Genomic DNA, 20425 nt, shown 5'->3' with positions numbered 1-20425 from the left:
GTCTGCTATCTCGGCGATTTCCTTCGCGGCAGAAATGAAGCTAACGTGGCCGGGGTGGTGGGACAAGATCTTTTTGATGAAACGTTGTGCGGCGGTCAACGGATTTCAAACTGCCCGGGAAAGGCGGCGACGAAAGATTACGCGCGGGCTCCGAGGGATCGATGCCCGCGTCGAGCAGCGCCTGCCGTACAACCTCTGACCGACTCAGGGGCGCATCGTCGGGCTGGGTGGCGTGTTGGACCAGGCCCGCCGCCACCGCCCGGGATCTGTGCTCTCCGAGGCTCGTGTTCTTCATCCTGGGCCGCGGATCCGCCGGCTCCCAGGCCATGGCGATGCCCGGAGCGAGCGGCTGGGTGAAGGGGGAGGCGCCGGCGCCCAGGGCGATGCCCTTCAGCGAGCCGACCAGGTCCCCGACGAGCCCCTGGTGCTCACTTCCCAGATAGATGACGACGCCGTCACGCCGTGGGAGGCCGCCGGTGTAGGAGATGGCCTTGGCGCGGTAGGGGACGCCATGTTCCTCCAGGCACCGCAGTGATCGTCCCCAGGCGTCGAAGACAACGGAGGGAGTCTCGACGTGCAGGTATACCCGGAGGATGGAGTCCTGGTGGGCCAGCGGCAGCGATCCGTCGACCAGGAAGAAGCCCGGCGACAGCGAGCGGCGGGCGGCGGCGACGAGCACGTCGGCTTCTGCTCCGGGCGCCGTCCCTTCCTCCCGGGCGGTCCCGTCGGCGATCCGCTCCGGGGCGACACGGACGCGGACACCCGAGAGGTGTACGACCGGCCCTCCTCCGGTGGCGCTCAGGACCCGGGCCCGGTAGCGGCTGTGCCGATGGGGTACGCCGGTCGCGAGACCGGCTTCCAGGTCGCGGTCCTCCAGCCCGGTCCCCGGCGCCCGGTCTTCCTCTCCGCCCGGTTCCGCCGGCCGTCTGCCGACATGGACCGTCTGGTAGAGGGCGGTGGCGAGTTGACCGGTGAGGGCGCGGGGAGTGGGCGCGGTCATCAACCTTTCACCAACCGACGCCGTCCGGCCGCCGGGCTCCACCGCCACGTCGGACAGTGCCTCCTCAAGCCGGGTGGACAGCAGCTCCTGTGGCAGCCCCGTCATCGCTGGACCTCCGTCAGCCCGAGTGTGGCGACGAACGCGTCCGGCGCGAGGAGAGCCTTTCGCCCGATGCCCGCCATCGCGCGCGGAAGCGCGGCAAGGCGTGGTGCCGAGCGCGCGCCGGCCAGCAATCTGTCGAGGAGATACCACCCGGCGAACGCGGTGACCCGCTCGGCCAGGAGGCCGTCGGTACCGGTCCTGGTGCCGTGGTAGCCGCTCCAGAACACCGAGGTCAGCGGACGCACCTGTCCTATGGCTTCCGCCAGCAGTGTCACCATTCGATCCCGGGACGCCGCCTGATCCGATTCCCTGGCACGGGCGGTCGCGGCCAACAGGGTGCGGTACAGCAGGTCCCCGACGACCCCACCGAGATCACGCGCGGGGTCTCCGGCCCGGAACTCCTCGAAGTCGGTGAGGTGAACCCTGCCGTCGTCGGCGACCAGGAATTGGTCCAGCCGCAGATCGCAGTGGGCCGCCACCGTCTCGGCTTCCCGTTCGCGGCGCAGCAGCCGTCGTAACGCCGCGATCAGGTCGGCGTCGTTCTGTAGGAGGGCCCACACCTGTAGCTCCGCGGCCGACGACGACTCGAAGAGAGCCAAAGGTATGGCCTCCAGCAGCTCCTCAGAAGGCAGCAGGGGATTCGTCGCCCGTTCGCGCGGCAGGTCGTCGGTCGGCAGGTTGTGCAGCAGCCCGACCGTGTGTCCGAGGGAATGCGCCAGGTCGTGGGTGAGCCGCTCCTCGCGCATCAATTCCACCGCGGTCTTCGCCTCGTCCACACATGAGAAGACCAGTACGGCCGCCGCGGGGTCGGCGCCGAGCAGTCGGGGAGTGAACAATTCGGCGGAGTCGGCTCTCGCCAGCGACTGTTCGAAGGAGAGGCACTGCCGGACCCTCGCCGCCGATGCCTCGCGTGGCCCCTCCAGTTTCTTGACGAAGACGCGCGCTCCGCTGTCCGTGGTGCAGATCCAGTTGCGGTTGCGGCCCGGAAGCCGTCGGAGATCGGTCGTACGGGCGAGAAGGCCGACGCCGGTATGGGTGAGGATGCCCTGTACTTCATGGAACTGGTCGAGGGTGCCCGCGGGCGCGTCGGTCATGACCGCGCGTCCCTGTTGATCGACCGGTTGATCACGGTCTTCGTCCACTGCGCCCCCGACCTGCGAGGAGCTTGGGCATCGAGGAGGCCGGGAGCCGTCCGGTCACGCATCCTGGATCGTCCTTCCGAGCCAGAATCCCGACACCATGCACGTTCCGGCCACCACACCGAGCGTTGCCGTCTTCGGCCTGTGGCCGGACAAGCCGGCCATACCCGCGGCCCCTGCCACCCCGACGAGTCCGGCGACGGCGGGGAGGTACCGCACCAGGAGCCGCCGCCGACTGGATTCGCGCAAGGTGACCGGGTCGGAAGCGAGTAAGTCGTCGACCCCTCCGGTGGGTTTCGGACAGTCGTGAACGGCGCGGGTCTCGGCGGTCTTCAGAGCGGTGTCGGTCTCCTGCCAGTACGTACGCCAGTGCGCGGTGTCCCCGCCGCATGCGCCGACGTAGGCGAGTGTCACCGCGAGACTGGGGAAACTGAGGCCGCGGGCGGCTTCTGACAGCGTTGTCCCGGAGTACTTGGCGCGACTGGCCAGTTGTCTGTACGAGGGGTTCCCCGCTGATCTCCTGAGTGCTCTCAACTCGTAAGCGAAAAGCTGCAGGGAGCCTTCGGAGGGATCTATGTGGGTCTCTGGCCTTCCCATGTTTCCTTCGCTTCCTATGTCACGTGGCCGTCCGAATTTCATGCTCCGGTTCGGCGCGGTCGGGATTCTTACCTGGACACGTGCGCAAGTGCCGCCCCGGGAGGGGCGGTGCGAGGGGTGTCGAGGTGTCCGGTCTGGCCCGCGGAGGGCTGTCACTCGTGCGGAGTCATGCGGAGTTGAGGAGTTCGGGCACGGAAGCCGCGCTCGCGGCTGCGAGAAGCCGGCGTGCCGGGAGAGTGAGTCAGCGCGGCAGGGTGGCCTCGGGCGCTATCTGGGAAACGGCCGTGAGAACGGCTGTGGTGCCGAGAGAACGGCTGTGGTCATGCCCGGCCTCGTACCCTCTGTCGTCAGGCCGACGCGTTGTTCGAAGACCATCCGGCATCCCCCCTGCTTGACGGATTGGCTCAAGTCCACACTTCGGTAAGCGTTTTCCGAAGCGGGTTGATGTTAACCGGCCGCCGATCAAGGCAAAAGGATAGTAAAAGCACCTGGCGATATTTCAGCCATGTGTCCGGCGTCGAACCGAGTCTCCCGGGCGTCGCCTGACCTTGGCGCTTGCCCTATGCGGAACCACTCCTGGGCATGGTGGTGCACATGGGAATGGCTCACTCGCGTGCCATTGAATCCCACCCCGCTGTGCGGCGGCTGACATAGGGGTCGGCAGGCCGGGGTGCGGTGCCCGGAAGCGGGTGCCCGGCATCGTTCGGCATATAACGATGTAGTCACGCAGGGGGTGTGGGGCCGGTAGGGTTCGTCTCGGGAAACGCCTTCCGTCGCATGTCTTCCGTCGCGCGCTCCATGACCTGACCTGTCCCAGCGTCAGCTCATGCGTCGGAGATGCAGCGGCGCCATGGGCGTCGCTCCGTCTCCTGTGAAAGCGGGAAAAACCGTGAGCCATCCCCCCACTCCCGTCGGCGAGTTCGCGCTCGTTGTCGCGGAACGGGTCGAATCCGCCGACGACGTGATCTCTCTCGTCCTCCGCCACCCTGATGGCGAGTCGCTTCCGGAGTGGCAACCCGGCGCCCATATCGACCTGTTGCTCGACGGCGGACTGGTCCGTCACTACTCGCTGTGCGGTGACCCCGGTGACCGGTCGTCGTGGCGTATCGGCGTGCTGCGCGTCCCGGAGGGGCGCGGTGGCTCGGCGTACGTGCACGGCAAGCTGCACCCTGGCACGCCGGTACGGGTGCGGGGGCCGCGCAACAGCTTCCCGCTCCGGCCGGCCGGGCGCTACCTGTTCATGGCGGGCGGCATCGGCATCACGCCCGTGCTGCCGATGATCGCCGCGGTCGAGGCCACGGGGGCGGGGTGGCGGCTGCTGTACGGCGGCCGGTCCCTCTCCTCGATGGCCTTCCTGGACGAACTCGCCGCGTACGGCGACGCGGTGACTGTCCGTCCGCAGGACCAGCACGGACTGCTCGACCTCGACGGCTACCTCGGCGACCCGGACCCCGGAACCCTGGTCTACTGCTGCGGTCCCGAACCGCTGCTCGCCGCGGTCGAGGAGCGATGCCGCGCATGGCCGGCCGGAGCGCTGCGCGTGGAGCGGTTCCTGGCCAGGGAACAGGAAGAGACGGCGGCCGACGCCGGTGCGTTCGAGGTCGTCCTTTCCCGGTCCGGTCAGACCCTTCGAGTGCCGCCGGGCAAGAGCGTGTTGGAGACGGCGCGGGAGGCCGGGGTCGCCGTCCTCTCCTCCTGCGCCGAGGGAATCTGCGGCACGTGCGAGACCGAAGTGCTGGACGGCGAGCCCGACCACCGGGACTCCGTGCTCAGCGCGGAGGAGCGGGAAGCGGGCGAGACGATGATGATCTGCGTCTCCCGCGCCTGCGGCCCCCGGCTTGTCCTCGATCTGTGACGGCCCTGTCGCCCGTATCCCCCGAAGTCCTTGGCACCACCGGAGCGCCCGATCGCCGGGCGCTCCCCTCACACGGGAGTGGAATTCATGAGCACCACACAGCCGGAGCAGACACCCCGGGCGGCGGACGGGGAGGCAGGCTGGAGCGTCGATGACCGCTGTCTGAACTGCAACATCGCCCGTCAGATCGCTCCCGGAATGATCGGCTTCATGGAGGGCGGGGAGTACGGCGGTCTGTCGACGGTCATCCGTCAGCCGGAGACCGAGGCGGACGTCGAGAAGCTGTACATGGCGGCGCACGCCTGCCCGACCCGTTCCATCCACCCCCCGGCCGACAACCTGGGCGCGGACTCGGACCCGTACCCGATGGCGCTGGACGAGGACGGGACCGTCTACCTCTGCGGGCACGCCTCCCCGCGGACGTACGGCGCGACCTCGTACCTGCTGCGCCGTTCGGACGGCACCGCGATGATGATCGACACCCCGCGCTGGCGGCCCGCCCTGGCTCGCCGCTACGAGCAGCGGGTCGGGAAGATCACCGACGTTCTCATCACCCACCTCGACCATGTCGCCCACGCCCGTAAGTACGCCGACGCCTTCAAGGCCCGGCTGTGGATCCACGAGGGGGATCTGCACTCCCTGCCCTCCGCCGACCACATCATCCGGGGCACGGAACCCGTCGAGATAGGGCCGGGCGTCATCGCCCATCCCTTCCCCGGGCATACCGCCGGCAGCACGCTCTTCATCGCGGACGAGAAGTTCTGCTTCACCGGCGACGCGTTCTTCTGGTCGAACGGCCAGTAGACCCTCGAAGTGGCCCACAGCGTGGTCTACGACTCGATCAGGACACTCGCCGAGTCGGTGGCCCGCGGCGCCGAGGAGCTGACCTTCGAGTGGGTGCTGCCGGGCCACGGCGATCTGCGCCACCTCCCCGCCGACGAGATGCGGGAACGGATGCGCGGTCTCGGCCGCCGCGCCGCGACCTACCCCGCGGAGCCGATCGACTACGGGGCCGTCCGCTACTGACGCCTCAGTGGTGGAGGTGGACCATCTTCTTGGGGTCGACGATCCGGTCGAAGTCCTCGGCGCTGATGTAGCCGCTGTCGAGCGCCGCCTCGCGGAGGGTGGTGCCCTCGTCGTCGGCCCGGTGGGCGATGCTGCTGGCCTTGTCGTAGCCGATCTCCGGGGAGAGTGCGGTGACGAGCATCAGGGAGCGCGAGAGGTACGCGTCGATCTGCTCGCGGTGCGGTTCCGCGCCTTCGACGCAGTACTTGCGCAGCTTCTCCGACGCGTCCCCGAGGATGCGCGCGGAGTGGAGGAAGTTGTTCACGATGACGGGCCGCATGGCGTTCAGCTCGAAGTTTCCCTGGCTCCCGGCGAACGCGATGGCGCTGTCCTCCGCCAGCACCTGGATGCAGACCATCACCATGGCCTCGCACTGGGTGGGGTTGACCTTGCCCGGCATGATCGAACTGCCGGGCTCGTTCGCGGGGAGAGTCAGCTCACCGAGGCCGCAGCGGGGCCCTGAGGCGAGCCAGCGGATGTCGTTGGCGATCTTCATCAGGGGGACCGCGAGGGCGCGCAGACCGGCCGAGGCGGCGACCATGGCGTCCAGACCGCCTTGGGCGGCGAAGGAGTTGGCCGCGCTGCGGAACGGAGAGCCGGTCAGTGCCTCGATCCGCTCCGCGACATGGGTGCCGAAGCCCACGGGGGCGTTGAGGCCCGTACCCACGGCGGTTCCGCCGACGGCAAGCTGGTACAGGTCGGGCAAGGTGGCCTCGACTCTGCCGATGGCGTCGCCGAGCTGGGCGGCGTAGCCGGACCACTCCTCGCCGACCGACAGCGGAACGGCGTCTTCCAAGTGGGTCCGTCCGATCTTGACGATGTCCGACCAGGCCTGGGACTTCGCCGCGATCGCCTCGTGGAGTTGCCGTACTCGGGGGAGGAGGTGGTCGTTGATCTCCTGGACGGCGGCTATGTGCATCGCGGTGGGGAAGGTGTCGTTGGAGGACTGGCCCATGTTGACGTGATCGTTGGGATGGACCGGCGTCTTGGAGCCGAGCTCGCCGCCCACCAGTTGGATGGCGCGGTTGCTGATCACCTCGTTGACGTTCATGTTGCTCTGGGTTCCGGAACCCGTCTGCCAGACGTACAGAGGGAAGTGGCTGTCCAGCGCACCGGAGATCACCTCGTCGGCCACACGGGCGATGAGATCGGCCTTCCAGCGCGGCAGGCGGCCCTCGTCGGCGTTGACGCGGGCGGCTGCCTTCTTGACGTAGCCGTAGGCGTGGTAGACGGCCTTGGGCATGCGGTCGTCCCCGATGGAGAAGTGGATCAGGGAACGCTGGGTCTGAGCGCCCCAGTAACGGTCGGCCGGCACGTCCACCGTGCCCATCGAGTCCGTCTCGCGACGGGTGCCGACGGCGTCTATGCCGATCGCCGTGTCCCGCACCTTCGGCGGGTGATCGGAGCCGGTGCCATGCCGCCGGGTGGTCATGGGGCCTCTCCCAGCTCCTTGGGCAGCGGCCCGTAGGCGGGTTGCCACATCGCGTCCTGCACTGCCTGGACGAGATCGTCCGGGTGCCGGGCGCCCGCCTGGGCTCCGGCGGCATGGATGACGGCCTTGGCGACGATCGCCGAGGAGGCGCGCAGGTTCGACACCGGTGGCAGCAGGGGCGCGCCGGGGGCTCGGGGGTCCACCTGTCCGGCCACTGCCTCCGCCGCGGCGAGGATCATCGACGCGGTGAGACGGTCCGTGCCGGACAGGATGGTCCCCAGGCCGAGACCGGGGTACAGCAACGCGTTGTTGGCCTGTCCGATGACATGGTGGACGCCGCCGTGGTCCACGGGGTCGACCGGGATTCCTGTCGCCGTCAGCACCTTGCCGTCGGTCCAGGCGAGCAGGTCCGCCGGCATGGCCTCGATCTTCTCGGTCGGATTGGAGAGCGGCAGGATCACGGGGCGTTCGACGTGCCGGGCCATCTCGGTGACGACGTTCCGGTCGAAGGTGCCGGGGCTGGTGGAGGTGCCGATCAGGACCGTCGGCCGGACGTGCCGGACGGTCGTGGGCAGGTCGACCGGCCCGTCCGCCCAGTCCCGTACCTCGGCGCGGGGGCGGGCGTAGGGGGTCTGGTAGTCGCGTAGGCCGGGCATCCCGTCGATGAGCAGCCCCTGCTTGTCGACCAGCCATACGTGCCGCGTGGCGGCCGTGGTGTCCAGGCCGTCACGGACCATGGCGTCGCGCAGTTGGTCGGCGATGCCCACGCCCGCGGTGCCGGCGCCGAACACGACGACGCGCTGCTCACGGAACGGGACGCCGGTGACCTTCAAGGCGGACATGACCGCGGCCAGCGTGATGGCGCCGGTTCCCTGCATGTCGTCGTTGAACATCCGGTAGTGGTCCTTGTACTCCTCCAGGAGGCGGCGGGCGTTGCTGGGCCCGAAGTCCTCGAAGTGCAGGAGCGCGTTCGGATACAGGTCCGCGACCGTCTCCAGATACGCCGCGACGAAGTCGTCGTATTTCTTGCCCCGCACCCGGCTGTGACGCATGCCCAGGTAGAGCGGGTCGTTCAGCAGGTTCTCGTTGTCGGTGCCGACGTCCAGGACCACCGGCACGCAGCGCCCGGGGTGAAGGCCGGCCGCCGCCGTGTACACGGCGAGCTTGCCGACCGAGATCTGGATCCCGTGCACACCCCAGTCGCCGATACCCAGGATCTCCTCGGCGTCGGTGGCCACCACCAGGTCCACTTGGTCGCGGTGGAGCCTCAGCGACTCGAAGGCGCGGCGGATGTCCTGAGGCCGGTCGATGGAGAGATAGATGCCGCGCGGGAGCCGGTATTCGTGGCTGTACCGTTTGATGGCCTCGCCCACGGTGGGGTCGTAGACGATCGGCAGCAGCTCGGCCAGATGATCGGCCAGCACCCGGTAGTACACCACCTCGTTGTGGTTGTGGAGCTGTTCGAGGTAGATGAACTTCGCCAAGTCCGTGGGCCCCTCCCGCAACTGCTCGTACGCGCGCTGCGCCTGTTGGTCCAGGGTCAGCACGGCGCTGGGCAGACGACCTGCCAGCCCGAGGCTCTCGCGTTCTTCCCGGGTGAAGGCGCTCCCTCGATTGAGCAGCGGGTCCAGGAGGATGGGTGGCGTATGCATCGACATCTGAGGCCTCCCTCGTCATCGGGGTGCCTGATACGGCCTCCATCCATGCTGGTCCGGATAAGTGGGGCCTGCCACTCGGCTGGGTGAGTCCACCTTGCGGATCCCGCGGCATGCCCGTTCTCGCCCGTTCCTTGTCGGTCTCGCGCGGTCTTGCTCGGTCTCGCTCCGGTCCTCGCTCGCTCGGGGTCAGCGATCGCGTGCCTGGTGTCTGCGTACGGCCACGATCAGGCCCACGCCCGCGGCGATCGCGACGAGGCCGATCAGCCCGGTCGCCGAGGCCGAGCCGCCCGTCGTGGCCAGTGACGGGGTGCCGGATGCCTCGGCGCGGACGGCGTCGAGGATCAGGCTGGAGACGGTCCCGGGGTGGGAGATCATCGCCACGTGCGAGGAGTTCACCTCGATCGTGTGGGAACCCGCCCGTTTGGCCTCGAAGCGCTCCAGGTCCGGGGCTATCGCGCGGTCCTTGGTGGCGACCAGGAACCAGGACGGGATGGTCTTCCAGGCGGCGGCGCCGGCCTTCTCGGTGAAGGCCGCGGCGCTGATCGGGCGCTGGGTGGCGGACATCTCCGCGGCGGTGGAGGCCGGGAGGTCCGCGGCGAAGACCTGGTGGAACATGTCGGGCTTGATGTACAGATCGGTGCCTGTCGTGCCGTCGCCGTTCTGGAACGGCACCTGCTTGAGCGCCGGATTGAGCCGGCTGCCGGCGAACTTCGCGCCCAGCGCCCCGAGCGTCTCCCCCTTGTCGGGCATGAACGCCGAGATGTAGACGAGCGCCTTGACGTTGGGGTTGCCGGCGGCGGCCTCGCCGATCACCGCACCGCCGTAGGAGTGCCCGGCGAGGATCAGCGGTCCTTTGACGCTCTTCAGGACGCTGGCGATATAGGCGGAGTCACTGGCCAGCCCGCGCAGCGGGTTCGCCGGGGCTATGACGGGATAGCCGTCACGCTGAAGCCGCTCCACCACGCCGTCCCACCCGGAGGCGTCGGCGAACGCGCCGTGCACCAGTACCACGGTCGGCTTGGCTATGCCCTTGGCGCCCGAGTCGGTGGAATCGCCGTCGGCGACGGCGGGCGCCGCGAGCGCCGCCACGGAGCACACAGAGGCGAGGACGGCGACGGGCCGCGAGCGTATGAGCTTTCGGGACGGGCGCAGCGTCATGGCGTTCTCTCTTTCTCTTCTGCCGGGAGGGGCGGGCCGAGGGCGGATCTGGCCGAGGGCGGACCCGGAGGCCGGGCCGAGCATCAGCTTTTCCGGTTTGCGCCGATACGGCGCGCTCTGAGCGGCAGGCGGGTGACACCGCGCGGCCGAGCAGGTGGTGGGGCCTCGCCCGGCGGCGATCGTTCCGGGTGGCGGGCGAGCGCAAGTCGTGCCTCGGCCGGCGCGGTGGGGCGGCGCGGGGGCGCTGGAGGGGCGCTGACGTGCGCTGGTACGCGTCGGCAGGCGGGGAGGGAAGCGCTGCTTCAGGTACGGCCTCGGGCGCGCTTCGGGCGCGGATTCACGGGGCCGGTTGGACCGTACGAGTGGTGTTCATCCGAAGAACTGCCGGACGGCGGCGTAGCTCCCTGGATTCTCAAGATGCGTCCACATCATGAGGAAGGTATGTAAACCGCTCAACCCGAAAGCGAGGGGTCATGGCCGCCTTCAAGGTCAAGAAACTGTGGACTGTCTTCATCACCGCGTTCTTCGCGGTGCTCGCCTCCCTGGGGCTGACCGCCCCGGCCGCCGCCGCCGGCAACGCCGTGCGGCAGCCGGCCGAGCAGCCCGCGCCGGCGCCCGCCGCCGCGGACCACGTCACCGAGGCCGCTCCGGCCAGGGCGACCGTACCCAGGTCGCTGCCACGCGGCCGGTCGCTGCCGCCCACGATCAAGCAGCGTATCCGCGCGGAGGCGCACGGCTCGTCACCCTCGGTCCGTCATCTGCCGGACACCACGCCGAGCGAGGCCGATGCCCGCGCGGCACGCGTGAGCGCGTACGCCGCCGACGCGGCACTCGTCGCGGCGTGAGGCGTCGGGAACTCCGTGGTCTCCCGGCGCCCTTCACCTCAGGTGCGCCTGTCGCCGAACCCCGTACGCCGGTGGCGCGACGAGGACGACGCGGACAGCAAGAACGCGGACAGCAGGAACGCGAACAGCGAGTGCGCGGTCGGCTCCATGGGCTGTGTGATCAGGGACGGTCGTCCCGGTCGTTCTCCGACGCCTCGGCCTCGGCCTGCTTCGCCTGGACCTCCGGATCCAGGGGATCGACCACATGGCTGCCGTCCACGGACGTCAGCGGACCACGCTCCGAGACCTCGGTAGCGGCCGGCGGCTCCACGAGCCAGTCCGGATTCGCCTGCTTGTCCCACCACTTCCAGGCGGCGAAGGCCCCGCCTGCCAGCACGCCGAGGACCGCCAGGCCCTTGGCCAACCGGCCGGCCCTGGCCCGCCGTTCATGCTTCCTCACCAGCTTCTGGATCTCTTTCGTCGTGACCTGTCCGCGCAGAGCGGCCAGGGCGGCCGCGGAACGTGCCGCGGCCTGTTCGGCCACCGGCTGTGCGGTGGCCACTGCCTGATTCACTCGCGGCACCGTGTAATCCGCCGCCTGACGGGCGGCCTGACGAGTGCGCACCGCGGCGCGGTGAGCGGCTTCATCGACCTTTGGGGGTACCCGGGGCGCCACATGGGCGCCGTACTGAACACGAGCCTGCTGAGCGGCCTTCGATACTGTCGGCGCGAGCCGTACACGCGCCTCGCGGGCGTAGAGCGCGGCCTGTTCCTTGGCCAGAGCGGCCTGTTCCTTGGCCGTACCGGCGTAAGGGGCCACCACTACCGCGGCGTGCTGCACGCTCTCCTTCGCCGAACCGGTAGCGGCGCGCACGCTGTCCATGCGGGTCACAGGATCATCCTCCTCGGTGGCTTTCCGTATTTCGCCTATCCACCCTTTTCGAGATCATGCCTGCTGGGCTCGGTCTCGGCATGCGTTGCGGGCATCCGGGTCATGGAAGACGACGTGGGTGATGTCCGTACATCACGGCCCTCCGCGTACATTCCGTACGTGTCGATGGGCGACGATGTCATGCCTCCTTCCAGCATGCGCGGGTTCCGGCGTGACCACACCGCCGTCTCCGCGACTGCCCGCTTTCGGCTGCTCCTTCCGTCTCCATTCCATCTTCCGCCGCCTCCATCCGGCCGCGAAACCGTCCCAAGACGGGCGTAAAGCCCGTTCGAGGGCAGCGGCCGGGCGGCGATCGCGCCGTCCGTGCGAGGATCGTGAGGGTCAGAGAAGACTTACGGAAGGCAGATCGTGGCCGAGCAGCTTTACGCCACCCTGAAGACCAACCACGGCGACATCGAGGTCCGGCTCCTGCCGAACCACGCGCCGAAGACGGTCAAGAACTTTGTCGAGCTCGCGCAGGGCGACCGGGAGTGGGTCAACCCGGAGACCGGTCAGAAGACCACGGACAGGCTGTACGACGGCACTGTCTTCCACCGTGTGATCAGCGGCTTCATGATCCAGGGCGGAGACCCGCTGGGCAACGGCACCGGTGGCCCCGGCTACCAGTTCGAGGACGAGTTCCACCCGGACCTCGGCTTCGACAGGCCGTACCTGCTGGCGATGGCCAACGCGGGCCCGGGGACCAACGGCTCGCAGTTCTTCATCACGCTGGCGCCGACGTCCTGGCTGAACCGCAAGCACACCATCTTCGGCGAGGTCTCCAACGAGGCCGGCAAGAAGGTCGTGGACGCCATCGGCGGTACCCAGACCAACCCGCGCACCGACCGCCCGCTTCAGGAGGTCGTCATCGAGTCGGTCGTCATCGAGACGCGCTGATCACTCGCACAGTGTCCGGTTCCCCGGTTCGGGGAACCATCCCGCCCTGCCCGTCCGTAGTGGTTACATACCGGACGGGCGGGGCGGTGCGCTGTGGCGTGCCGGGCACCGTCCGCCGTCACGAGGACCGAGGGGACCGATGGACCACCCGCCAGGCGGCCACGGAGGCCAGGATCAGCCTGCCGTCACCGAAGGCCTGCCCAGCTGTTACCGGCATCCGGACCGGGAGACGGGCATAAGCTGCACGCGCTGCGAGCGCCCCATCTGCCCCGAGTGCATGATCAGCGCCTCTGTCGGCTTCCAGTGCCCGGAATGCGTTCGGCAGGGCTCGAGTACGGGGCACGGGGCGACGGCCAACCGGCCGCGCACTCTCGCCGGCGGTACGGTCGCGGCCGACCCCCGGCTGCTCACCAAGATCCTGCTGGGCATCAATGTCGCGCTGTTCGTCGCCGTTCTCGCGGTGGGCGACCGGCATCGACTCGTCGAGGACCTCGACCTCATCGGCTATGCCTTCAGCCCTGACCTCAACCGGGTCGTCGGCGTCGCGGACGGCGAGTGGTACCGGCTGGTCACCGCCATGTTCCTGCACCAGGAGATCTGGCACATCGCCTTCAACATGCTCGGGCTGTGGTGGCTCGGCGGCCCGCTGGAGGCGGCGCTGGGCCGCATCCGCTTTCTGGCGCTCTATCTTCTCTCCGGGCTGGCCGGCAGCGCCCTCACGTATCTTCTCGCCGCACCGAACCAGCCCTCGCTGGGCGCGTCCGGCGCGATCTTCGGGCTGCTCGGCGCGACCGTCGTACTGATGCGGCGGCTCAACTACGACATGCGGCCGGTTCTCGTCCTGCTGGCGCTGAACCTGCTCTTCACCTTCACCTGGTCCAACATCGCCTGGGAGGCACATGTGGGCGGGCTGGTGGCGGGCGTGGTGATCGCCATAGGGATGGTGCACGCGCCTCGCGAGCGGCGGGCTCTCGTGCAGTACGGGACCTGCGCGCTGGTGCTGGTGGCGACGGTCGTGATCATCGTGGCCAGAACGGCCTCACTCACCTGATCCGTACTCCACAGTTGTCCACAGTGTGTGGCGGATCTTGTGCATCCTGTGGGGAACGTGCGTGCCCCTTGTCGCTGGTGTGGGTTTGACCAGCAGCGACAAGGGGCGAGCGCGTCATCAGAATGGCGGATGCAGTCACACCGGCGTCAACGTCCCGTGGAGTTATCCACAGATCGTCTGACCTTTTCCCCTGCTGTGGACAACGCTGTGGATAAGTGGGGGCAGAGCTTGACGGCGGAGCGGTGGACCCGCTACTTCCACTGGGTCGAGACACCGAAGCCGGCGGCGATGAAGCCGAACCCGACCACGATGTTCCAGTTCCCGAAGCTCTGCAGCGGAAGATCGCCCTCTGTCACATAGAAGACGACGATCCAGGCCAGGCCGATCAGGAACAGGGCCAACATGACCGGGGCCACCCAGCTCCGGTTGGTCAGCTTGAGGTTGACCGTCTGCTTCGCGGCCGGAGGCGGCGTGAACTCGGCCTTCTTGCGGATACGTGACTTCGGCACGAGGGACTCTCCTGTCGATGCGCTGCGTGACCGCGCAGGGGGACTGAACGGTGTTGCCGGGGCGGAGAGCAGGGGGAACACCGCCGCCCCCGGGCGTCCGTTAGCGTAGTGCTTCCGCGGCGCCTAAGGAGATAAGGGTACGTTGAGCAATTCCGACGACTCTCCCCCAGGGCCGGTCCGCCGACCGAACAGGCGGCCTGTCCGGCTGCTCACGGCTGCCGTCTTCGCCCTCGCCGGGCTGATCTTCGTGACCAGCTTCAACACGGCCAAGGGCACCAACATCCGTACCGACACCTCGCTGCTCAAGCTCTCCGACTTGATCCACGAACGCGACCGCAAGAACGCCGAACTGGGTGATGCCAACGCGGCGGTACGGCATGACATCGACGCCCTCGTCAGCCGCGACCACGGCACCACCGCGGCCGACGAGGCCAGGCTGAACGCCCTGGAGGAGGGCGCCGGCACCAAGAAGGTCACCGGTCGGTCGCTCACCGTCACCCTCGATGACGCGCCGCCGAACGCCACGGCCAACCCCGGCTATCCCGAGCCGCAGCCCAATGACCTCGTCATCCACCAGCAGGATCTGCAGGCCGTCGTCAACGCCCTGTGGAAGGGCGGCGCGGAGGGCATCCGCGTCATGGACCAGCGGCTGATCTCCACCAGCGCCGTGCGGTGCGTGGGGAACACGCTGATCCTCCAGGGCCGCGTCTACTCACCGCCCTACAAGATCACCGCTGTTGGTGACCAGGGCAAGCTCCGCAAGGCGCTCGCCGACTCCCCGGCGATCCAGAACTACCAGCTGTACGTCAAGGCGTACGGCCTGGGCTGGAAGGTCGACGAGCGCGACAAGGAGACGCTGCCGGGCTACACGGGCACGGTGGATCTGCACTACGCGAAGCTGGTCGACTAGGGCCTTTTGTTGGGATCGGCCCGTCCTGTGACGAAGAGCAACCCCGAACCTCTGTGCAGCTGACCGATGAACCGCCCATGTGTCGGTGGAGCCCTTTAGTCTGGTGCCGTACCGCCTGGCGCGGTACCGGACGGAAGGGACAGCATGTACGGCTGGATCTGGCGGCATCTGCCGGGCAACGTGTGGCTGCGGGCGGCGATCTCGCTCCTGTTGGCGCTCGCCGTCGTCTATGTGCTGTTCCAGTACGTCTTCCCGTGGGCGGAGCCGCTGCTTCCGTTCAACGATGTGACGGTTGACGGAGAGGGATCGGGGGCGGCCGGATGAGCGCGCGCATTCTCGTGGTCGACAACTACGACAGCTTCGTCTTCAACCTCGTCCAGTACCTCTACCAGCTCGGCGCCGAGTGCGAGGTGCTGCGCAACGACGAGGTGACGACCGCTCACGCCCAGGACGGCTTCGACGGCGTTCTGCTCTCCCCCGGGCCCGGCACGCCCGAACAGGCCGGTGTCTGCGTCGAGATGGTGCGTCACTGCGCCGAGACCGCGGTGCCCGTCTTCGGGGTCTGTCTCGGTATGCAGTCGATGGCGGTGGCGTACGGCGGTGTCGTCGGCCGCGCCCCCGAGCTGCTGCACGGCAAGACGTCGCTCGTCACGCACGAGGGCAAGGGCGTCTTCGCCGGGCTGCCTTCGCCGTTCACCGCGACCCGGTATCACTCGCTCGCGGCGGAGCCCGCCACACTGCCGGCCGAGCTGGAGGTCACCGCGCGCACCGCGGACGGCATCATCATGGGCGTACGCCACCGTGAACTGGCCGTCGAGGGTGTGCAGTTCCACCCGGAGTCGGTCCTGACCGAACACGGGCACCTGATGCTGGCCAACTGGCTGGCGCAGTGCGGCGATCCGGGTGCGGTGGGCCGGTCGACGGGGCTGGCGCCGGTGGTGGGCAAGGCGCTCGCGTGACGGCACTCCGCCCCGAACACGAAGCGGGTTACGGAGCCTCGTACGAGCAGGGAGGGTACGAGGTCTCCGGAGCGTTCGAGGCGGCGGTGGACGGGCTGGCGGACCCACTGAAGGATCCGCTCCCGGGACAACAGGGAGAAGCACCGGGCCAGGGCCAGGGCCAGGGCCAGGGCCAGGGCCAGGGCCTGGGTCAGGCTCAGGGCCAGGAGCAAGGACAGCAGCCGGTACGGAAGCCGGGGCGGCACCGGGGACCCCGGCAGCCGGAGCCCGCCCCGGAAGCCACGGCACCGGAGCCCGAGTGGTCCGGTGACTACTACCGCCAGTACGCGACGGAGGCCCCCCGGGGACCGGAGTCCGGCACCCCCTCGTACTACGCGGACGGTACGACGCCGTTGGCCGACACGGCCCGGATACCCGTATCCGTACCTGTACCCGAGCCCAGGTTGGATGATCAGACTGTCGGACTCCGGACGGCCGACACGCGTCGGGCGGTCGAGCCGGAGCCCGTGACGGGGGGCCGGGCCGAGCGGCGCAGGGCCGCCAAGGGCGGTGGCCGAGGCCGTAGACGCGCCGAGCCCGCCGGGGCCCCAGGGGCCGACGCCGGGCACGGCTCCGAGGAGCAGGCGCCCGCCAGGCCGCTCTCCCGGGTCGAGGCGCGGCGCGCGGCGCGTGCCAGCAAGGAGAGCCCCGCCGTCATCGCCAGCCGGGCGGTCGGCGAGCTGTTCATCACCTTCGGCGTCCTGATGCTGCTGTTCGTCACGTACCAGCTCTGGTGGACGAACGTCCGGGCCGGCCAGTACGCGGGCAACGAGACGAACAAGATCCAGGACAGCTGGACGAAGGACCGGCAGCCGGGCGCCTTCGAGCCGGGGCAGGGCTTCGCCATCATGCATATCCCGAAGCTGGATGTCGTCGTGCCGATCGCCGAGGGCATCAACAAGTCGACGGTCCTCGACCGCGGCATGGTCGGCCATTACGCGGAGGGCCGCCTCAAGACGGCGATGCCCGCGGACAAGCAGGGCAACTTCGCGGTGGCAGGCCACCGCAACACCCATGGCGAACCCTTCCGCTACATCAACCAGTTGAAGCCCGGCGACGAGATCATCGTCGAGACGCGCGACGCGTACTACACGTACGACATGGCCAGCATGCTGCCGCAGACGGCACCGTCGAATGTGAGCGTGATCGGTCCCGTGCCGCCGGGTTCCGGGTTCACGGAGCCCGGTCGCTACATCACGCTGACGACGTGCACCCCGGAGTTCACCAGTACCTATCGGCTGATCGTGTGGGGCAAGATGGTGGACGAACGGCCGCGCAGCAAGGGCAAGCCCGACGCTCTCGTCGGCTGACGCCCGATCCGCGCGCGGACAGACTTCAGGGACTTGGGGACGGGTGCGGTGGCAGCGAGTACGGACCACGACGAGCAGGCCGACGCACCGCCGCCGCCGGACGCGGCCACCGCCTCGGCTCCGGTACGGGCCCGCCGCTCCAGGAGCCCGCTCGCGTCCGCCGTCAGCGTCCTGGGCGAACTGCTCATCACCGCGGGCGTGGTGCTCGGTCTCTTCGTCGTCTACTCGCTGTGGTGGACGAACGTCCTGGCCGACCGCGAGGCCGCCAAGCAGGGCGACGACGTACGTCATGGCTGGGCGCAGGAGAAGAAGCCGGGCGAGGCGCCCCGGACCTACGACTCCGAGGACGGCGTCGGCTTTCTGCACGTTCCGGCGATGGACAGCCGCGAGGTGCTGGTCAAGAAGGGCACCACGACCTCGTCGCTGAACGACGGGATCGCCGGCTACTACACCGAACCCGTCAAGTCGGCTCTTCCCTGGGACGAGAAGGGCAACTTCACGCTGGCCGCGCACCGGGACGGCCACGGGGCGAGGTTCCACAACATCCACAAGCTCAAGACCGGTGATCCGATCGTCTTCGAGACCCGCGACACCTGGTACATCTACAAGGTCTTCAAGGAGCTTCCGAAGACCTCGAAGTACAACGTGGACGTACTCCAGCCGGTCCCCAAGGAGTCGGGGAAGAAGACGGCCGGCCGCTATCTCACCCTGACGACCTGCACGCCGATCTACACCTCGGACTACCGCTACATCGTCTGGGCCGAGCTGGACCGTACGGAGAAGGTCGACAAGAACCGCACGCCCCCGCCCGAGCTCGGCTAACCAGGACCTGGGGCCCGGGACCTGACTGACCGGCCCAGGGAAGACACGGAACAGCCCCGGCACCCTCACGGAGAGGGGGCCGGGGCTGTTCGCGTTCCGCCCGTCCTGCTTTTCCTGCTCGTCCTGCTTGTCAGTCCTTGTTACGGAAGTTGGCGCCGGACGGGCCGCCGAAGAAGCCGTTGTCCCCGTTGTTGTCCCCGCCCCCGCCGTTGCCGTTGCCCTGGCCGCCGATGGTGGTCAGGGTGACGGTGTCGTTCTTGTTGGCCTGCCCGCCGGGCTGGGGATCGCTGTTTATCACTATGGCGTTGGGGTCGTTCGGCGAGTTCTGCGCGAGTGCGACATTGAGCCCCAGGCCCTGGAGCATGCCCTGGACCTCTCCGAAGGTCTTGCCGCGGATCTCAGCGGGGATCGTGACCTTCTCCTGCTGCGGGCCCTTGGAGACCTTCAGGGTGATCTGGTCGCCCTTGGCCGCCTTGGTGCCGCCCTGCGGGTTCTGCTCAATAACCGTGCCCAGGGGCTGCTGCGAGTCCACGTCGGTGCGTGCGACCGTGAAGCCGAGCGTCTTCAGCTGCGCCTCGCCGTTGTCCACCAGCAGGCCGGTCACGTCCGGGACGGGAATCTGGCTCTGGCTGGCGATCGTCAGCGTTATCTTCGACGCCTTCTCGACCATGGAGCCGCCCGCCGGGTCCTGCGAGAGCACCGTCCCCGGATCCTCGTCCGACTCCTCCTGCTTGTAGTCGACCGTGAAGTTCTCGGCCTCCAGGATGTCCGTCGCGCTCTGCTTCTGCTTGTCGACGACATCCGGGACCTTGACCTGCGGAGCGCCCTCCGAGACGACGACCTGGATGGTCTCGCCCTGGGCCATCCGGCCGCTGGCCGGGCTCTGGCTGCAGATGGAGCCCTTGGGCACGTCGCAGCGTTCCGAGCCGGACTGCGAGACCTTCACGCTCGCGTTGTCCGCGAGCCGCTCGGCCTCGGTGAGTGTCTTGCCGACCAGCTGGGGGACATCCAGCTGGCTGTTCCCGCCGCCGTTGTCGCCGAAGACCGACTTGCCGATCAGGATGGCGCCGACCAGGACCAGGACGCCCGCGACCGCCAGCAGGATCGTCGAGGTGTTGGACTTCTTCTGCCGGCGGCGGGCCGGGCGGTCGTCGTAGTTGCCGTAGCCGTCGTCCGGGCCGACGGGCGGGAGCATGGACGTCTGGCCGCCCGGGTCGCCCTGGCGCATCGCCGTCGTCGGCTGGTCCTGCGGGCCGCCGTAGCCGCCGCCGCCGTAGCCGACCGCGCCCATGGCCGCGGTGGCGGCGACGGGCTGGCCGTCGAGGCACGCCTCGATGTCGGCGCGCATCTCGTCGGCGGACTGGTAGCGGTAGTCGGGGTCCTTGACGAGGGCCTTCAGCACGATCGCGTCCATCTCGGGCGTGATCTCCGGGTCGAAGACGCTGGGCGTCTGCGGCTCTTCCCGTACGTGCTGGTAGGCGACGGCGACCGGGGAGTCCCCGATGAACGGGGGCCGGACCGTCAGCAGTTCGTAGAGCAGACAGCCGGTGGAGTAGAGGTCGGACCGCGCGTCGACCTGCTCGCCCTTGGCCTGCTCGGGGGAGAGGTACTGGGCGGTGCCGATGACGGCCGAGGTCTGCGTCATCGTCATCCCGGAGTCGCCCATGGCACGGGCGATACCGAAGTCCATGACCTTGACCTGGCCGGTGCGCGTCAGCATGACGTTGGCCGGCTTGATGTCACGGTGGACGATGCCGTTGCGGTGGGAGTACTCCAGCGCCTGGAGGATGCCGACGGTCATCTCCAGCGTGCGCTCGGGCAGGAGTCTGCGCCCGGAGTGCAGCAGCTCTCTCAGGGTCGAGCCGTCGACGTGCTCCATCACGATGTACGGGAGGGACACCCCGTCGACGTAGTCCTCGCCGGTGTCGTAGACCGCGACGATCGCCGGGTGGTTGAGCGAGGCGGCCGACTGGGCCTCTCGGCGGAACCGGGCCTGGAAAGACGGATCGCGGGCGAGGTCCGCCCGGAGCGTCTTCACGGCGACGGTGCGACCGAGCCGGGTGTCATGCGCGAGGTAGACCTCCGCCATGCCACCACGGCCGAGCACCGAGCCCAGCTCGTACCGGCCGCCGAGGCGACGCGGCTCTTCCATAACGTTCCAGCCCTC

Annotated in this window: 18 protein-coding genes and 1 pseudogene; 10 read left to right on the top strand and 9 right to left on the bottom strand. The window is 68.8% G+C overall.

Features of this window, described 5'->3' with window-relative positions; translation table 11 throughout:
* Positions 1-40 precede the first annotated feature (40 nt).
* The 3 genes from AB0M67_RS08210 to AB0M67_RS08200 form a co-directional block, all read right to left on the bottom strand.
* Positions 41-1105: a T3SS effector HopA1 family protein gene (locus AB0M67_RS08210; RefSeq protein WP_365743924.1), complete on the bottom strand. Its 1065-nt coding sequence runs from the start codon at positions 1103-1105 to the stop codon at positions 41-43.
* A complete protein-coding gene (gene lxmK / locus AB0M67_RS08205; protein ID WP_365743922.1) occupies positions 1102-2196 on the bottom strand; it encodes a class V lanthionine synthetase subunit LxmK in 1095 nt (364 codons plus the stop codon). The genes AB0M67_RS08210 and lxmK overlap by 4 nt, the downstream gene beginning before the upstream one ends.
* A 102-nt stretch (positions 2197-2298) precedes the next feature.
* Positions 2299-2838: a helix-turn-helix transcriptional regulator gene (locus tag AB0M67_RS08200; RefSeq protein ID WP_365743920.1), complete on the bottom strand. Its 540-nt coding sequence runs from the start codon at positions 2836-2838 to the stop codon at positions 2299-2301.
* An 889-nt stretch (positions 2839-3727) separates the two neighbouring features.
* On the opposite strand from AB0M67_RS08200, the gene AB0M67_RS08195 reads away from it, so the two are divergent.
* Both AB0M67_RS08195 and AB0M67_RS08190 read left to right on the top strand, forming a co-directional pair.
* Positions 3728-4693: a PDR/VanB family oxidoreductase gene (locus tag AB0M67_RS08195; protein ID WP_365743918.1), complete on the top strand. Its 966-nt coding sequence runs from the start codon at positions 3728-3730 to the stop codon at positions 4691-4693.
* A gap of 87 nt (positions 4694-4780) precedes the next feature.
* Positions 4781-5719: pseudogene (locus tag AB0M67_RS08190) on the top strand (MBL fold metallo-hydrolase).
* 4 nt (positions 5720-5723) lie between these two features.
* Here AB0M67_RS08190 and fumC read toward each other — a convergent pair.
* The 3 genes from fumC to AB0M67_RS08175 form a co-directional block, all read right to left on the bottom strand.
* Positions 5724-7190, bottom strand: coding sequence for a class II fumarate hydratase (gene fumC, locus AB0M67_RS08185; RefSeq protein ID WP_365743916.1), 1467 nt, complete (start codon positions 7188-7190; stop codon positions 5724-5726).
* On the bottom strand, positions 7187-8848 hold the full coding sequence (locus tag AB0M67_RS08180; RefSeq protein ID WP_365743914.1) for an NAD-dependent malic enzyme: 1662 nt from the start codon (positions 8846-8848) through the stop codon (positions 7187-7189). Before AB0M67_RS08180 ends, fumC begins: the two co-directional genes overlap by 4 nt.
* A 186-nt stretch (positions 8849-9034) precedes the next feature.
* Entirely contained in the window at positions 9035-10006 is a 972-nt protein-coding gene (locus AB0M67_RS08175; protein WP_365743912.1) for an alpha/beta hydrolase, read from the bottom strand.
* A gap of 473 nt (positions 10007-10479) precedes the next feature.
* Here AB0M67_RS08175 and AB0M67_RS08170 point away from each other — a divergent pair, with 473 nt between their 5' ends.
* Positions 10480-10851: a DUF6344 domain-containing protein gene (locus AB0M67_RS08170; protein WP_365743910.1), complete on the top strand. Its 372-nt coding sequence runs from the start codon at positions 10480-10482 to the stop codon at positions 10849-10851.
* 160 nt (positions 10852-11011) lie between these two features.
* On the opposite strand, the gene AB0M67_RS08165 is transcribed toward AB0M67_RS08170, so the two are convergent.
* The gene (locus AB0M67_RS08165) at positions 11012-11722 is read right to left on the bottom strand and encodes a DUF5324 family protein (protein ID WP_365743908.1); all 711 of its coding nucleotides are present in this window, start codon (positions 11720-11722) and stop codon (positions 11012-11014) included.
* A 408-nt stretch (positions 11723-12130) separates the two neighbouring features.
* On the opposite strand from AB0M67_RS08165, the gene AB0M67_RS08160 reads away from it, so the two are divergent.
* Complete coding sequence (locus AB0M67_RS08160) at positions 12131-12658, top strand: peptidylprolyl isomerase (protein WP_365743906.1); 528 nt, start codon at positions 12131-12133, stop codon at positions 12656-12658.
* Between the two features lie 139 nt (positions 12659-12797).
* Positions 12798-13709, top strand: a complete 912-nt coding sequence (locus tag AB0M67_RS08155) for a rhomboid family intramembrane serine protease (protein WP_365743904.1) — start codon at positions 12798-12800, stop codon at positions 13707-13709.
* 251 nt (positions 13710-13960) lie between these two features.
* Here AB0M67_RS08155 and crgA read toward each other — a convergent pair whose 3' ends face one another.
* The gene (gene crgA, locus AB0M67_RS08150) at positions 13961-14218 is read right to left on the bottom strand and encodes a cell division protein CrgA (protein WP_030350948.1); all 258 of its coding nucleotides are present in this window, start codon (positions 14216-14218) and stop codon (positions 13961-13963) included.
* A 142-nt stretch (positions 14219-14360) separates the two neighbouring features.
* On the opposite strand from crgA, the gene AB0M67_RS08145 reads away from it, so the two are divergent.
* The 5 genes from AB0M67_RS08145 (at position 14361) to AB0M67_RS08125 (ending at position 18258) form a co-directional block, all read left to right on the top strand.
* Positions 14361-15128: a DUF881 domain-containing protein gene (locus AB0M67_RS08145; RefSeq protein ID WP_365743902.1), complete on the top strand. Its 768-nt coding sequence runs from the start codon at positions 14361-14363 to the stop codon at positions 15126-15128.
* 144 nt (positions 15129-15272) lie between these two features.
* Entirely contained in the window at positions 15273-15452 is a 180-nt protein-coding gene (locus AB0M67_RS08140; RefSeq protein WP_249951440.1) for a hypothetical protein, read from the top strand.
* The gene (locus AB0M67_RS08135) at positions 15449-16087 is read left to right on the top strand and encodes an aminodeoxychorismate/anthranilate synthase component II (RefSeq protein WP_249951439.1); all 639 of its coding nucleotides are present in this window, start codon (positions 15449-15451) and stop codon (positions 16085-16087) included. The genes AB0M67_RS08140 and AB0M67_RS08135 overlap by 4 nt, the downstream gene beginning before the upstream one ends.
* On the top strand, positions 16084-17436 hold the full coding sequence (locus AB0M67_RS08130) for a class E sortase (RefSeq protein ID WP_365743900.1): 1353 nt from the start codon (positions 16084-16086) through the stop codon (positions 17434-17436). Before AB0M67_RS08135 ends, AB0M67_RS08130 begins: the two co-directional genes overlap by 4 nt.
* 48 nt (positions 17437-17484) lie before the next feature.
* Positions 17485-18258 (top strand): class E sortase, encoded by a 774-nt coding sequence (locus AB0M67_RS08125; RefSeq protein ID WP_365743898.1) that lies wholly within the window; start codon positions 17485-17487, stop codon positions 18256-18258.
* A gap of 130 nt (positions 18259-18388) precedes the next feature.
* Here AB0M67_RS08125 and pknB read toward each other — a convergent pair whose 3' ends face one another.
* Positions 18389-20410 carry a Stk1 family PASTA domain-containing Ser/Thr kinase gene (gene pknB, locus AB0M67_RS08120; RefSeq protein WP_365743896.1) on the bottom strand — a complete coding sequence of 674 codons (2022 nt, stop codon included), beginning with the start codon at positions 20408-20410 and terminating at the stop codon, positions 18389-18391.
* Positions 20411-20425: the final 15 nt, after the last annotated feature.

Source organism: Streptomyces sp. NPDC051662 (assembly GCF_040681655.1).
Taxonomy (GTDB): Bacteria; Actinomycetota; Actinomycetes; order Streptomycetales; family Streptomycetaceae; genus Streptomyces.
The sequence above is the reverse complement of the archived record's forward strand: the minus strand, read 5'-3'. Positions and strand labels throughout refer to the sequence as shown.